Annotated in this window: 11 protein-coding genes; 5 read left to right on the top strand and 6 right to left on the bottom strand. The window is 44.1% G+C overall.

Translation table 11 applies throughout. The annotated features are described in order from the left end of the window. The first annotated feature begins 47 nt into the window (after positions 1-47). Positions 48-476 (top strand): hypothetical protein, encoded by a 429-nt coding sequence (locus tag AC25JC_RS11200; protein WP_486924047.1) that lies wholly within the window; start codon positions 48-50, stop codon positions 474-476. Between the two features lie 347 nt (positions 477-823). Here the strand turns inward: AC25JC_RS11200 and AC25JC_RS11195 are convergent, their stop codons facing one another. Then, on the bottom strand, positions 824-1,468 hold the full coding sequence (locus tag AC25JC_RS11195; RefSeq protein ID WP_486924046.1) for an START domain-containing protein: 645 nt from the start codon (positions 1,466-1,468) through the stop codon (positions 824-826). Positions 1,469-1,526: 58 nt separating this feature from the next. Then, positions 1,527-2,348 carry a 4-hydroxy-tetrahydrodipicolinate reductase gene (dapB, locus tag AC25JC_RS11190; protein ID WP_078194102.1) on the bottom strand — a complete coding sequence of 274 codons (822 nt, stop codon included), beginning with the start codon at positions 2,346-2,348 and terminating at the stop codon, positions 1,527-1,529. A 198-nt stretch (positions 2,349-2,546) separates the two neighbouring features. Between dapB and AC25JC_RS11185 the strand changes: the two genes are divergently transcribed. Next, positions 2,547-4,190 carry a PglL family O-oligosaccharyltransferase gene (locus AC25JC_RS11185; RefSeq protein ID WP_486924045.1) on the top strand — a complete coding sequence of 548 codons (1,644 nt, stop codon included), beginning with the start codon at positions 2,547-2,549 and terminating at the stop codon, positions 4,188-4,190. A gap of 84 nt (positions 4,191-4,274) precedes the next feature. Here AC25JC_RS11185 and dnaJ read toward each other — a convergent pair whose 3' ends face one another. From dnaJ to AC25JC_RS11165, 4 genes are all read right to left on the bottom strand, one after another. Next, a complete protein-coding gene (gene dnaJ / locus AC25JC_RS11180) occupies positions 4,275-5,393 on the bottom strand; it encodes a molecular chaperone DnaJ (protein WP_078194104.1) in 1,119 nt (372 codons plus the stop codon). Positions 5,394-5,500: 107 nt separating this feature from the next. Then, positions 5,501-5,878 (bottom strand): hypothetical protein, encoded by a 378-nt coding sequence (locus AC25JC_RS11175; protein WP_486924044.1) that lies wholly within the window; start codon positions 5,876-5,878, stop codon positions 5,501-5,503. A gap of 133 nt (positions 5,879-6,011) precedes the next feature. Continuing rightward, complete coding sequence (locus AC25JC_RS11170) at positions 6,012-9,149, bottom strand: efflux RND transporter permease subunit (RefSeq protein WP_078194106.1); 3,138 nt, start codon at positions 9,147-9,149, stop codon at positions 6,012-6,014. Beyond that, on the bottom strand, positions 9,149-10,255 hold the full coding sequence (locus AC25JC_RS11165) for an efflux RND transporter periplasmic adaptor subunit (RefSeq protein ID WP_180163202.1): 1,107 nt from the start codon (positions 10,253-10,255) through the stop codon (positions 9,149-9,151). The genes AC25JC_RS11170 and AC25JC_RS11165 overlap by 1 nt, the downstream gene beginning before the upstream one ends. 151 nt (positions 10,256-10,406) lie before the next feature. Between AC25JC_RS11165 and AC25JC_RS11160 the strand changes: the two genes are divergently transcribed. The 3 genes from AC25JC_RS11160 to AC25JC_RS11150 all read left to right on the top strand — a co-directional run bounded on the left by AC25JC_RS11160 (position 10,407) and on the right by AC25JC_RS11150 (position 15,469). Then, on the top strand, positions 10,407-11,030 hold the full coding sequence (locus AC25JC_RS11160; RefSeq protein ID WP_180128558.1) for a TetR/AcrR family transcriptional regulator: 624 nt from the start codon (positions 10,407-10,409) through the stop codon (positions 11,028-11,030). Between the two features lie 152 nt (positions 11,031-11,182). After that, positions 11,183-13,867 carry a phosphoenolpyruvate carboxylase gene (gene ppc / locus AC25JC_RS11155; RefSeq protein WP_180184096.1) on the top strand — a complete coding sequence of 895 codons (2,685 nt, stop codon included), beginning with the start codon at positions 11,183-11,185 and terminating at the stop codon, positions 13,865-13,867. Positions 13,868-14,164: 297 nt separating this feature from the next. Then, positions 14,165-15,469, top strand: a complete 1,305-nt coding sequence (locus AC25JC_RS11150; protein WP_180005350.1) for a solute carrier family 23 protein — start codon at positions 14,165-14,167, stop codon at positions 15,467-15,469. The last annotated feature ends 15 nt before the right edge of the window (positions 15,470-15,484 follow it).

Below are 15,484 nucleotides of genomic sequence, written 5' to 3'. Positions count from 1 at the left end.
AATGCATCAGGTTGATATCTCAACAATAACGATAGGGGAACAATTACATGCATGACTTCACACAGCTTCGAGCGGGTCTAATCATCATCAGTACACTCACGCTTATGGCGTGCCAACCCGAACAGCACACTCAAGCTCAAAGCCAGCAAAATTTTATCTGTAAATCTTTAATTCAAGGTTTTTTGAGTGCCCAAAAACTGACGCAATATGAACTTGAGCAGATCCAACCGATCACCAGCGGCGGGTTACATCAGCAGCTATATATCTATAAAGCCAAATCTGAAAACGGTATGAATATGATGCCGCAGCAAGCCAAACTTCGCTTTGCCTGTGAACAAATGACCGCGCGGCAATTTCAAATCAAGTTACATCCGCATCAATTTCCAGAACAGACCTTACTCAGCATCGAACTCCCTGAGGCACAGCACATGCAGCAGTTGACTGCATTTCGTCTGCCTGAGCAGCGAAGTCATTGATCGTTCATATTGAACTGAATCATTACTAACTGATGTTACAATGTAACATCAGTTAGTAATTTTCTTCAAATAAAAGAACGATACGCGGTAACGTCATCCGCAACTGTTCGAGGCAGGACTACTTCTAATCAAAAATGTTTTTGCGATACTTTGAGTAATTTGACGCTAGTAAACGAGTTTTGCGGATGACAATGGTTTTGGGTACTTTTGCCGAAACAAAAGTACATCCAGCCGAAGGCTAATCCCTTTATTCAAACCCTAGATGCAAGACTCCGTCGAATAGACTTAAAAAAATCATTTTTAAAATGCGTAATTACTTTTACGCGCGTAACATCAGTTACTAAGGCTTATTTTAAAATTTCGGGAAAGGTCACAACAGTTTTGCTTTTACCCAGCTGCACTTTCATTTTTTGTAGCATTTGATAAGGCTGTTGCTGCACAAACATATTCACGAAACTGAGCGGAATGGAGCCTTCCGGATTGGCATAGCCATAGGTCGACACTTTGACTTTTTGATTGCCTAAACGCTGGAAGGTCCAATCGCCCTCATAGTCGGTTAGACGTACATAATTGGGATTGATCGGATAACCTTTTTTCACCGCTTTATTTTGGATGCTAATGATGCCTTGTGCATCTTTACGCATTTTGCCTTGTACCACCAAATCACGGTCTTTTAAGGGAAAAGGAAAATCCAACACCATATATAAACTGAATTCACCTTTCTGATCATCGCGGGATAAGACTTTGACACTGCCCATATAAGGGACCCAATTCACTGCATTTTCCACATCTAAAATCAGGGAAACCGCTTTTTCGATGGGCACATCAAAACTGGTTTCAGCTTTGTATTGAAAGACAGGATTTTGAGCATTTTGGTAGGTCCAAACCTTAATATTATTTTTATTAATCGTGAGTTTGGCATTATCCATAGTTTTCGCTTGTACTGCCGCAATGAATGCGACAGCACAGGCCATAAAGATGACTTTTTTCATTCCATTGATCGTCTTATTTTAATTTTATACTGTTGTTATAACGGATTTTAACGCGCTTTTATACGTCAATATCGTTAAAACCCAGTACATCTTTCATATCGTACTTACGTGCTTCACGACCAACTACCCATGCAGCTGCACGTACTGCACCAGAGGCAAAGTTCATACGGTTGGTCGCTTTATGGGTAATTTCAACACGTTCGCCATCCGCAATAAACATCGCAGTATGTTCACCGACAATGTCACCACCACGAATCGTTTGGAAACCAATGGTTTGACGTTCACGTGGACCCGTATGACCTTCACGGCAATACACAGCATCTTGTTTTAAGTCACGTCCTAAAGCACCGGCAATGGCTTCGCCCCACATTAGCGCTGTACCTGATGGTGCATCAACTTTATGACGATGATGGGCTTCAATCACTTCAATATCTACAGTATCGCCAAATACTTTTGATGCCAATTCAAGAAGTTTGATTGAAACGTTTACACCGACAGAATAGTTCGCTGCATAGACTACTGGAGTTTCTGTTGCTGTTTCATCGAGATAAGCTTTTTGCTCATCATTCATACCTGTGGTACCAATGACAATCGCAACACCTGCTTCACGGCAAAGTTTAAGATGCTGTGCCGTTGCTGCAGGTGCAGTAAAGTCGATCACGACATCACAATCTTTTAAAACTTCAGCAAGGTTACCAACAACCTTTACGCCAACCGCGCCAATCCCTGCAAGTTCACCGGCATCTGCACCGACCAAGCTACTTTCAGGACGTTCTACCGCAGCAGCCAATTGATAGCCAGCTTGCTGAACCGCCTGAATTAAGATGCGTCCCATACGACCGCCTGCACCCAAGATACCAATACGTGGAGCTGCTGACATAACATTTTCCTAATGTTGATTCGAAATTAGTCTTACTATATCAAAACTCCATGCGCAGGCTAAGTTACAAACAAAAAAATCCTGTATTTTCCGAAAGACTTTTGCAAATCAAGCTCTTCGACAGACGCTGACTATTCCCTCACCAAGTTTGGGCATTTTCACGGTATGATAGGCGCGTTCTATTGATCTTGAATATTCATGAAAACCCTATTGTATCTTTGTGCGGCAGTCTGTATTGCACTGGCATGGCTGATTCCGATTCATTACCGACCTTGGGCCACGTATACCGGTGAGCTTTATACCTTTTTTGCCCTGTTTGCCTTAGCGGCAACATTCTTTAAAGAAAAGCTCATGGTGGAAAAAATTTCCTTGCCCCTGTTGCTCTTAGCGCTGATTCCCTTCATCCAACTGGCTTTTGGGCAGGTGTATTATTTTAGTATTGCCTTACTCTGTATGCTGTTTGTGTTCAGCTTCTGGCTGTGTATCAATCTAGGTTTTAGTCTCTCGCAAGGTACAGAAAAACGCGAAAAAACCTTCCTATACCTGAGCTATACCTTTGTTGCTTCGGGGGTCATGACCGGGCTCATCGCAATATGTCAGTGGTTAGATTTCGACTCGTTTCTTCCTTTTGTGATGAAAATTAGTGGAACTACGCGCCCATTTGCAAACTTTGCTCAGCCAAATAACATGGCCACGTTTCTGCTCATGTCTTTGTTAGCCTGCCTATATGTTTATGAACAGCAAAAAGTTAAAACGCGCTATTTGGTCGCTTGTGCAATTCCTATTTTAATTGGGGTCGCGCTCAGCCAATCTCGCACCTCTTGGGTGGCAAGTATCTGTGTCCTAGTCTATTTGGCTTATGCACAGTACAAAGATTATATCCGTCTTCGCTGGTTTTACAGCTTGGTCTGGTTTATCGGCTTTGTGGCACTGATTGTATTGATGCCAAAATTAAGTCAAATCATGAGCCAAATATCCGACATGAATATTCAAGAAAGTCGTGACGTAGCCGAACGTGCTGGTGGAGATATGTCTCGTTTAGCCATTTGGCAACAAATGGCGCATGCCGTAGCTGCACAGCCTTGGTTTGGCTATGGTTGGCATCAAACCAGTAGCGCTTTTGTCTCGATCTCTGACACGGTACAAGGGCCTGTATGGATTCGTAGCTCACACAATTTTATTTTGGATTTCTTATTGTGGAATGGCACCATTATTGGTGTGCCGTTCTTGGCCTATTTCGCCTATTGGGGTATCCAATTACAAAAGTTAGCTAAGTCTGCATTATCTGTCATTGGCCTATTGATGGTCGGTGTCTTCGTTATTCATGCCATGTTGGAGTTTCCGCAAAACTACGCATATTTCTTACTGCCTGCGGGTTTTATTATCGGGATTCTTCAAGCAGCGAAGCCACAGGCGGCTACATTGAGTCTGTCTCCGTGGTTTATCCGCATTGTTTTCGTGATTGGCGCAGTGCTGATTACGGTGATTTATCGTGATTATGCCAATGCAGCAATTCAGCTGGGTCAGGCATCAAAATATGAAAAAATGCCGGAGAAAATCACCAACCATGAGCCGATCTATTTGCTGACGGAATTTAGACATCGGGTGGCGATTATTCGTTTAAATCCGTATTCCATCGTTTCTGAACAAACCATTCAGGAGACTGAAAAATTGGTTCGCAGCTACCCAGCGAAATATCACATCATTAAATATGCACGTTTATTGGCATTTAATGGTCGTGAGGCTGAAGCACGTCATCAGCTACAGCGTCTTAAAAATATTTATCGGCTCGACATGAGCTATGAGAGTTTATTAACGCCGATAACTCCTCCGAAACCTTAAAATGCTCGATAAAAAAGCCTGCAATTATGCAGGCTTTTTTATACCTGAGTTCACATCACAGCGAACTCAAGCAAATCATTTCAATTAATCAAACAAACGGTCGAAGAATGATTTTTTCTTCGGAGATGATTTATTGTCATCGCCATCCATCGTGTCTTGTAACTCTTTCAACAATTCACGTTGACGAGCCGTTAAGTTCACAGGCGTTTCCACCACAATACGGCAGAGTAAGTCACCGGTCATGCTGGTACGTACAGGTTTCACACCTTTACCACGTAAGCGGAATAATTTACCGGTTTGAGTCCCTTCAGGTACTTTCAAGCTCACACGACCATCGAGTGTCGGAATTTGAATTTCTTTACCCAATGCAGCATCTGCAATGCTTACAGGCACATCCATATATAGGTCAGCGCCATCACGTTGGAAGATTTCGTGTTCACGTACCACCACTTCTACATATAAGTCGCCTGCTTGGCCATCACGGATCGCCTCGCCTTTGCCACTTAAACGTACGCGGTCGCCATTATCCACACCTGCAGGAATGGTCACTTCTAAAGTTTGCTGACGGTCAGAAACCCCTGAACCATGACATTTATTACATGGGTTCTTAATAATTTTACCTTGACCACGACAGGTGCTACAGGTTTGCTGCACAGAGAAGAAGCCCTGTTGCATACGCACTTGACCTGCACCATGACAGGTTTTACAGGTTTCAACATCATTTGGATTTTTAGATCCTTTACCATTACAGGCATCACATGGCGCTGGCGCAGTAAAGGTAATGGTTTTTTTCACGCCTTTTACAGCTTCCTCAAGGGTAAGCTCCATAACATAGCGTAAGTCTGAACCACGGCGTGCACGTTGCTGACCACCACGGCCACCACCGCCAAATGCGCCACCGAAAATGTCGCCAAACTGACTAAAGATATCTTCTGCGCTAAAACCGCCACCGAAGCCACCGCCGCCGCCCATGCCGCCTTCAAAAGCTTGATGTCCCATACGGTCATACATACTACGTTTTTCGCTGTCCGATAAAACTTCATATGCTTCTGCAGCTTCTTTGAATTTTTCTTCAGCTTCTGGGTTATCTGGATTACGGTCAGGGTGATACTTCATCGCCAACTTACGGTAGGCTTTTTTAATTTCATCATCACTTGCGGTTTTAGATACACCTAAAACCTCATAATAATCACGTTTAGCCATGTCTGGCGATGCTCCTCACGGAATTTAATTTAATACTTAACTGTGGTCTGAAATTGGGGAATCAAACCATTTTTTCAAGGGGTAGGCAGGAAAAAAAATAAATCGACTTAGAAAACAGCCTTATTTTTAACGAATTTGGATAGACCTTGGATCCATGCATTTAATAAATACAAAAAGGCAATCGCAGCAAAGACCACACCAATTACCGTGCATGCAGTCACCCAAAGATAGGTGTCCCAATAATAGAAAAATAAAGGAATAAACCACAGTACGGCAAAAATGGCCATCATGGAATAAATCACGACGGTGCGCATGACCCAAAGCGCTTGGGCTTGTAGCCAAACTTCTGCAGAATCGATTTGAGTGACTTTGCGTGCAAAGCCGTAGGCAAATACACCACTAATCAGGGTAAATAAAGCGAAAAACATGAAGACATAAGAAATCGCAACATAACGGCGATACTTAGCTAAACTCTCTGCTGTCATCTGTGATTCAACCCCGTACACCACAATATGCCGTGCTGCACTTGTGGTTGTTTTACTTTTTAAAAATGTCTTTGTAGATCAGGTGCTACTATAGAGAAAAATTCAATATTTCGCACCCAATATTATGACACTTTTAAGGATTCTGCTGAGTTTTTTTCACTTTAAACCACTGTGCATATAGCGCAGGTAAAAAGAACAAGGTCAGCAGGGTCGCCACGATCAATCCACCCATAATCGCCACGGCCATTGGACCGAAGAAAATACTGCGAGAAAGTGGAATCATCGCCAATACAGCAGCCAATGCAGTCAGCACAATGGGACGGCAACGACGTACCGTTGCATTGATAATCGCATCCCAAGCCGACTCCCCAGACTGAATATCTTGTTCAATCTGATCAATCAAAATCAGTGAATTGCGCATAATCATTCCTGACAGTGCAATCGTGCCGAGCATTGCCACAAAACCAAAGGGTTTATTGAACAATAACAGAAATAACACCACGCCAATAATGCCCAAAGGTGCAGTCAAAAATACGATCATCGCCCGTGACATGCTGCGTAATTGAATCATCAATAAGGTCATGACAACTGCGAGGAATAATGGCATGCCCGCATTTACAGAAGTTTGACCACGTGCTGACTCTTCCACAGTACCACCTACTTCAAGTAAATATCCATTCGGCATCTCTGCACGTAACTGATCAAATGAATCTTTTAACTCACCCACCACCGTTGCAGGTTGCAATTTACTGCGAATATCCGCGCGCACTGTAATGGTCGGTAAACGGTTACGATGCCAAATCAGCCCTTCTTCAAAGCTATACTCAATTTTCGCAATCTGCGCCAATGGCACTGAACCACCATTGCTGGTCGGTACAGCCAAACTGCTGAGAGAACCGACATCCAATCGCTCGGCTTGATCACCACGCATCCGAATTTCAATCAGCTCTCGTTTCTCACGATACTGATTAATCACCGCACCACTGATTGAACTATTCAGGAAATTGGACAGATCTAAGCTAGAAACTCCCATTTGACGTGCGCGATCTTGGTCGATGTCCAGTTTAATAACTTTGCTTGGCTCACCCCAATCCAAATGCACATTGGTGGTGTTCGGGTTTTCACTGACTTTTGCAGACACACGTTGTGCCCACTCACGCACTAAGCTTAGATCTTCACCCGACACGCGGAACTGCAATGGATAACCCACAGGTGGCCCATTTTCTAAAAGTGAAACGCGAGTACGTACTTCAGGTAAGAGCTTACGGATTTCTTCTGCTAATGATTGACGAATTTCATTGCGATCATCTAAAGATGAAGCCAATACCACAAACTGAGCAAAACTGGCTTGGGGTAACTGCTGATCTAGAGGTAAATAAAACCGCGGTGAACCGGTCCCCACATAAGCCACAAAATTATCAATGCCTTGTTTTTTCGACAAGAACGCTTCGACTTTTTTTACGGCCGCTTCTGTGGCTTTCAGAGATGCGCCTTCCTCGAGCTTTAAATCCACTAAAATTTCAGCACGGTTTGACGGTGGGAAGAACTGCTGTGGTACAGTTTTAAACATTAAAATCGATAACACAAAGATGCCAACCGTCGCTGCAATCACCGTCTTGCGATAGGTCACACAAGTGTCGACCCAACCACGGAAACGTTGATAAAACGGAGACTGATAAGGATCATGATGTTCGCCGGCATGATGCACCATCGGCTGAGGTTCGGGCTGCTTACGTAAACGTGCCCACAGGCGCTGATACCACGGGGCTTTTTGTACTAAATCTTTGTTGAAGTCGGGTAGTAATTTATCCCCCAGATAGGGAACAAACAGTACTGCTGCAAACCATGACACCACCAATGCAATAGTGACCACTTGGAAAATTGAGCGAGTGTATTCCCCAGTACTCGATGCGGCTGTGGCAATCGGCAAAAAGCCTGCAGCCGTAATTAGCGTGCCTGTTAGCATTGGAAATGCAGTCGTCCGCCATGCATGTCCGGCGGCTTGTAACCGGCTATAGCCCTGCTCCATTTTGATCGCCATCATTTCGACGGCAATAATCGCATCATCCACCAATAAACCGAGTGCGAGAATTAACGCCCCCAAAGAAATTTTGTGCAACCCGACATCAAACATCTGCATGCCGGCAAAGGTCATGGCCAAGACCAATGGAATGGAAAATGCAACGACAAGACCTGTACGGAAACCCAAAGAGAAGAAACTCACTAACAGTACGATAATCACCGCCTCAGCGAGGACTTTCATAAACTCATTGACGCTGCGCTTCACGGCTACAGGCTGATCCGACACTTTTTTTAGTTCCATACCCAAGGGCAAGGTTTTTTGCAGGCGGGCAAATTCTGTTTCTAGGTTTTTACCCAAAGCCAGAATGTCGCCACCTTTACGCATCGACACGGCAATGCCTAAACCATTTTCGCCCATAAAACGCATACGCGGCTGTGGTGGATCACTAAAGCCGCGATGTACATCTGCTACATCACCCAATTGAATCGTTCGACCATTCACCAATAAGGGCATCTGACGCAGTTCATCAATGTTTTGTAAATTGCCGCTGACACGCACTTGAATCCGGTCTGAATTGGTTTCAAAAAATCCGGCACTGGCAACTGTGTTTTGCTGCTGCAAGGCTTGTTGAATCGCCGTCACGGGTATGCCCATTTGCGTGGCTTTGGTGTTGGAAATTTCAATCCAAACTTTTTGATCTTGTAGACCAATCAAATCCACTTTCGCAACGTCTTTGACCCGTTGTAACTGGAGCTGTAAACGGTCGGCATATTCCTTCATGGTGGCATAGTCAAAGTCTTTGCCGGTGAGCACATAGATATTGCCAAAGGTGTCACCAAACTCATCATTAAAGAAAGGACCTTGCACCCCAGATGGTAATTGATGGCGAATATCATTGACCTTTTTACGCACGGTGTACCAAACATCAGGGACTTGCTGCGAACGTAAACTGTCCTTGGCCACAAAGGTCACCATGGATTCACCCGGACGTGAATACGCCATGATGCGTTCATACTGCCCCGTGGTCATCAGTTCTTTTTCAATCCGATCGGTGACCTGTAGCGAAACTTCTTTGGCTGTTGCACCAGGCCAATAGGTTTGAATCACCATGACTTTAAAGGTAAATGGCGGGTCTTCACTCTGCGACAATTTGGAATAGGAAAATATCCCAACGATGCCCAGCAGAATCATAAAATAAAGGATTAAGCCTTTATTTTTCAGTGCCCACTCAGACAAGTTAAAATTCATTATTTAACTCCTGTCTGAATGTGTACCGCACGATTTTCACGATCAACAGGTTGTATTTTTTGTTTTTCGCGGAGCAAATGCACGCCGCCAACCACCACAAAATCCCCTGCTTGCAGACCACTAAGTACGGGCACGCTGTCACGTCCGTATTCACCTAAACTCACTGGAACTTTACGTACCGTATTATCTGCATTGACCACCATCACATATGCCTGCTGACCACTTGCAGACACACTCGATAACGGCACATGCAAAACATTCTGCTGTGCTTTGGTTAAGAATACCCGTGCACTTTGCCCCAGTTGAATGGCACTATTGCCTTCACGCAATGCCACTTTGACACTATATGTACGAGACTGATCGGCAGCAGGACTAATTTCACGTACATAGCCTGCAAATTTTTCCTGTGGTTTAGACCACAAGGTGACCCATGCATCCTGCCCTGTTTTAATTTCAGTAACCGCTTGTTCAGGCACACCAATGACCACTTCACGTTCACCTGCAATCGCCAATTGAAATGCCGGTTGTCCTGCTGCAATCACTTGACCAATCTCAATATTGCGCTCAGTAATGACCCCAGTTTTATTGGCAATTAATTGGTTATAACCGGTCTGATTACGACTCACATCATAATTTGATTGAGCTTGCTTTAAGTTCGACTGTGCTGCTTTATATTGGTTTTCTACCGCATCGTACTGCGAACGACTCACAGCATTGACTGGCAATAATTGCTTAAAGCGTTTTAGTTCGTCTTCAGCAATTTGTGCAGCGGAACGCGCACTTTCAAGCTGCGCTTGTGCTGCATTCAGTTGCAACTGTGCATCTTTGACGTCTAATTTTGCCAAGACTTGCCCGACTCGGACTTGGTCTCCAACATCGACATAGCGCTCAGTGATTTGGCCGCCAACCCGAAAAGCTAAAGCTGTTTGCTGGCGGGCTTGTACATCACCCGCATAACTTTTTTGTTCAAAATGTGTGGCGCCCGGCTGAGTCACCATCACAAATGGCACTTCCTGTTCCGTTTGGGCTTTATCCTTGCTGCATCCCCATAAGGTCACACTGCAAACGATAATCATGCTGACAACTGTGGTCTTAATCGTACTCATGAAGTTCGCTCTTAATAAAAAGTCTTTTTTAGGGCAGAATATTATTCAATTAATTTGGTTATTTTTTAATTAATAAACCATGCGGTACATTAATTAGATTAATTATCCGAAATCAATGACCTTTTCGCCTTTTTTGGAATTTTTTCAGCAAATGAATGTCGGCCGCCCGAAAGACTTAGAAAAACGACAACGGATTTTAGAGTCTGCAAAACAATTATTTTTAGAAATGGGCTATCACGGTTGCAGCATGAATCAGATTGCCCAACATGCAGGGGTCACCAAACTGACGGTCTATAATCATTTTCAGGACAAAGCCACCTTATTTACCAGTGCGATTGAAGACACCTGTGAATATATTTTGAATACCCGCCCGCGACATCTGCACAGCGAAAGTCATTTTATGCAGGCTTTCGTTGAAATTTGTGAGTTGGGGCTGAACATCATGAATTTGCCAGAAGCCATTAAACTGGATTTATTACTTTTGGAATTAGCTGCCGAACACAGTCCTTTGGTCGAACAGTTTTTCCGTGCCTCACATTTAAAAATGCGCCAAGTCTGGGAAAAATTTTTTCAAGACGCAGCGGCTTTAAATTTCATTCAGCAGGATAATCCTGCCCGACAAACTGAACTGATTGTGTCGCTACTGATGGGACTACGCCATCAAGAAGTCTTATTGGGCATGCGCCCAGTACCTGAAGCAGCAGAGCGACAGGCCATTATTCACTCTGCCATCGACATCTTTATGCTGAAATATCAACTCGGCACGCAGAGCTGAGCATTTTCTGAAATATTTCAACGCTAAACTGAAACAAATGGCATAGCTATTGCTCATTTACCTAGAAAAGTCATCCGACTTTTGTCTGTACCCCCTTTTGCCACGGCACTTTCGGGGTATAGTCGAGACAGGAATACGCGGAGAAATAACAAATGATTCAACAAATTGATGCTCCATTACGTGAAGACGTGCGCTTACTGGGCAATTTATTGGGTGAAACCCTAAAGCAGCATGCAGGACAAGATTTGTTTAATCAGGTAGAGCAAATTCGTGCTTTGTCTAAAGGCGCGCGCGATGGACAAGTTGAAGCTGAAAAACAGTTAGAACAATTATTTTTAAATTTAAAAGATGAAGAAATTCTGCCACTGACCCGTGCATTTACGCACTTTCTCAACTTTGCCAATATTGCCGAACAGTACAATGTGGTGCGCAGCCGTCGCCAAAGTGAGTTTGATGAGCAAGCACCTTCACCGAATCCACTCGATCATTTATTTGAAAAATTTAAAAGCAATAACATCAGTTCGGACCAACTTTTCCAACAAATTTGTGAATTAAAAATTGAACTGGTCCTGACTGCACATCCAACCGAAGTCAGCCGTCGAACCTTGATCCAAAAATATGATGGCATCAATGACTGCCTATTTAAAATGGATCAGCAAAAACTTACGCCACGCGAACGCAAAGCCGTACTGGATGATTTAAAACAACTGATTTGCTCGGCATGGCAAACGGATGAAATTCGTCAACATCGCCCGACGCCTGTCGACGAAGCTAAATGGGGCTTCACGACCATTGAACAGACCTTGTGGAATGCTGTACCCAAATTCATGCGTGAATTGGATGGCATGGTCCAAGATCATTGTGGCAAGACCTTGCCTTTAAATGTTGCCCCTGTGCGCTTTGCGTCATGGATGGGCGGTGACCGTGATGGTAACCCAAACGTCACCCATAATATTACTCAAGAGGTGCTGTGGCTTTCACGTTGGAAAGCTGCCGACTTGTATTTACGCGATATCGAAGACCTGCGTTGGGAACTTTCGATTCAGGAGTGCAGTAAAGAACTTAGTGATGCCTTAGGCCATTTTCACCCTGAGCCGTATCGCGAATATCTCCGTGATGCGCGTGAACGCCTCAAAGCCACTCGTCACTGGTTGGCACTGAAACTCCGTGGTGAAGATGCTGACGATAGCCAAGTCATTAAAAGCCGCCATGAGCTGCTCGATCCACTATTGGTTTGCTACCGTTCACTGATTGACAGCGGTTTACCTGAAATTGCCAATGGTCAGTTACTCGACTTTATTCATCGAGTGAATTGCTTCGGTATCGAATTACTCAAACTCGATATTCGTCAGGAGTCGACTCGTCATCGCCAAGCCATTTCTGCCATTACTGAATATTTAGGTTTAGGCAATTTTGAAACATGGACGGAGCAAGCCCGTCAAAACTTCTTGATTCAGGAACTGCAAAGCAAACGCCCACTGTTACCGAAGTTTTTAAATGAACCGAAACAAAGCCTGATTGAACATCCAGATGTACAAGAAGTTTTTGCGACCATGCGCACTTTGGCTGAACAGCCACCTGAAAGTTTAGGGGCTTATATTATTTCCATGGCAGAACATCCGAGTGATGTCTTGGCCGTATTGTTACTGCAAAAAGAAGCGGGTATCAAACAAGCGCTACGCGTCGTTCCACTGTTTGAAACCTTAAAAGATTTGGATGGTGCAGCCCGTACCATGAATACCCTATTCAATATGCATTGGTATAAGCAGCATATTCAGGGTAAACATGAGGTGATGATTGGCTATTCAGACTCTGCCAAAGATGCGGGCTTTATGTCGGCAAACTGGGCGCAGTATCGTGCACAGGAAGAATTAACCGCAGTTGCGAAAAAACATGATGTACAACTGACATTATTCCATGGCCGTGGCGGTTCAATCAGCCGTGGTGGCGCACCGACACAGCAAGCCCTATTTTCACAGCCACCAGGCTCGATTTCAGGAGCGATCCGTGTCACTGAACAAGGGGAAATGATTCGCTTCAAGTTTGGATTAGAAGGCATTGCCTTACAAAACTTAGAAATTTACACCGCTGCGACCTTAGAAGCGACCTTATTGCCACCGCCTGAACCGAAACAGGAATGGCGTCAGCTCATGCACAGCATGACGGATCTGTCGGTACAGGTGTATCGTCAAACCGTGCGTGAAAATCCGCATTTTGTAAAATATCTACGGACTGTGACACCAGAACTTGAACTGCAAATGTTACCGCTCGGCTCACGCCCAGCCAAACGTAAAGTTAGCGGTGGAATTGAGTCATTACGTGCGATTCCTTGGGTGTTCGCATGGACGCAAATCCGTTTGATGCTACCTGCTTGGCTCGGTACAGGTGCTGCGATTAATCAAGTGATTGATCAAGGTCAAAAGCAGACACTCGAAGAAATGTTGGAGCAATGGCCGTATTTCCAAACCCTGATTGATATGTTGGAAATGGTCTTGTCCAAAGCTGATGGCCATGTGGCACTATATTATGAGTCTCATCTGACTGATGACGCAGACCTCAAACAATTGGGCGAAGAGTTGCGTCAGCGCTTACGTGATGCGGTACAAACGCTATTAGCACTCAAAGGTGAATCAAAATTACTCAGCAGTAACGATGTGCTTGACCAATCCATGAAGGTGCGTAAACCTTATTTATTGCCACTACATTTACTGCAAGCCGAGCTAATGAAACGCCGCCGCGCTTACCTTGCCGAGCGTCAGGCTGAAAATACCCCAGTCGACCATGCGTTGATGGTTAGCATCGCGGGTATTGCGGCAGGTTTGCGTAACACTGGCTAAATCTTCCAAGTTTTCAAAAAGCACACAGAACTGTGTGCTTTTTTTTTGACCAGTCATATTGGTTTTAATTTATTTTAGAATATATAAAATAAGAAAAATTTATGAAGTATTGGCTCCAAGCCTATTTGATTAATTGCATGATTTAATGCCTTTTTTACACCCTTAAAACTTTTACCATTTGGTAAATTTATATGTAAAGTCATGTAATTAGTTTGAACAAAATATTTTTAAAAGAGATTAAATCTTCTAAAAAACAAGAGTATGATGTGCACAATTTATCTATTGAGTGCTCATTTTATGTCCAATTGGTTTCCCAAATGGCGCCCGTACGAAGGCAATATTGATGCACGTCCTGTAGGTACAAATGAGTACCTACCTCCGGTGCAAAGTGTTGTATTGGGGATACAACATGCCTTTGCAATGTTTGGTGCAACTGTCCTTGCGCCATTTTTGATGGGCTTTGATGCCAACCTTGCGATTTTAATGTCGGGGATCTGTACCATCCTGTTCTTCTTTATGACAGGTGGTCGTGTACCAAGTTATTTAGGCTCTAGTTTTGCCTTTATTGGTGTGGTGATCGCGGCAACCGGTTATGCAGCATCAGGTACTGGCGCGCCAAATGCCAATATCGCGATGGCAGCAGGCGGGATCATGGCCTGCGGTATCTTATATGCCATTTTTGGTTTTATCGTGATGGCAACGGGTACCCGTTGGATTGAAAAACTCATGCCGCCTGTCGTTACAGGTGCAGTGGTGATGATCATTGGTCTCAACCTTGCCCCAGTGACCATTAAAGGGGTTGCCGGTAATAACTTTAATATGTGGATGGCATTAGTCACCGTACTATGTATGGGTTCAATTGCTGTGTTCACCAAAGGTTTATTACAACGTCTATTACTCTTAGTTGGCCTTCTACTCGCTTACTTAGTGTATTACATCATTTCCAATGTCATGGGTCATGGCACACCAATCAACTTCGTTCCAGTACAAGAAGCCGCTTGGTTTGGTGTTCCTCAATTCCATTCGCCTGTTTTTGATTTCAATGCCATGCTAATCATTGCACCGATTGCTTTGATTTTGGTCGCCGAAAACTTAGGTCACATTAAAGCTGTCGGCGCGATGACAGGTGAAAATCTGGATCCGCACATTGGTAAAGCTTTTGTTGCTGATGGTGTTGCAACCACGCTTTCAGGCGGTGTCGGCGGCCCAGGTATGACCACTTATGGTGAAAACATTGGTGTGATGGCAGTGACTCGCGTTTACTCAACCATCGTCTTTGTCTTTGCAGGTGTCTTTGCCATTTTCCTTGGTCTTTCTCCAAAGTTTGGTGCGATTATTCATACCATTCCGCAAGCCATTTTGACAGGTGCATCGATTGTTGTATTTGGTCTAATTACCATTGCAGGTGCGAAAATTTGGATTGAAAACAAAGTTGATTTTTCAAAAAACAAAAACCTGATGGTGGCAGCAGTCACGATTATTTTAGGTACAGGTGACTTTGCACTTCAATTCGGTAACTTCAACTTAGGTGGTATTGGTACTGCTACATTTGCAGCGCTGATTTTGAATTGGTTCTTTAGCTTGGGCGATAAATCAGAATAAGCCTCCAAAGCATTT

The sequence above is a fragment of the Acinetobacter sp. P37 genome, assembly GCF_057480965.1.
The sequence above is the reverse complement of the archived record's forward strand: the minus strand, read 5'-3'. Positions and strand labels throughout refer to the sequence as shown.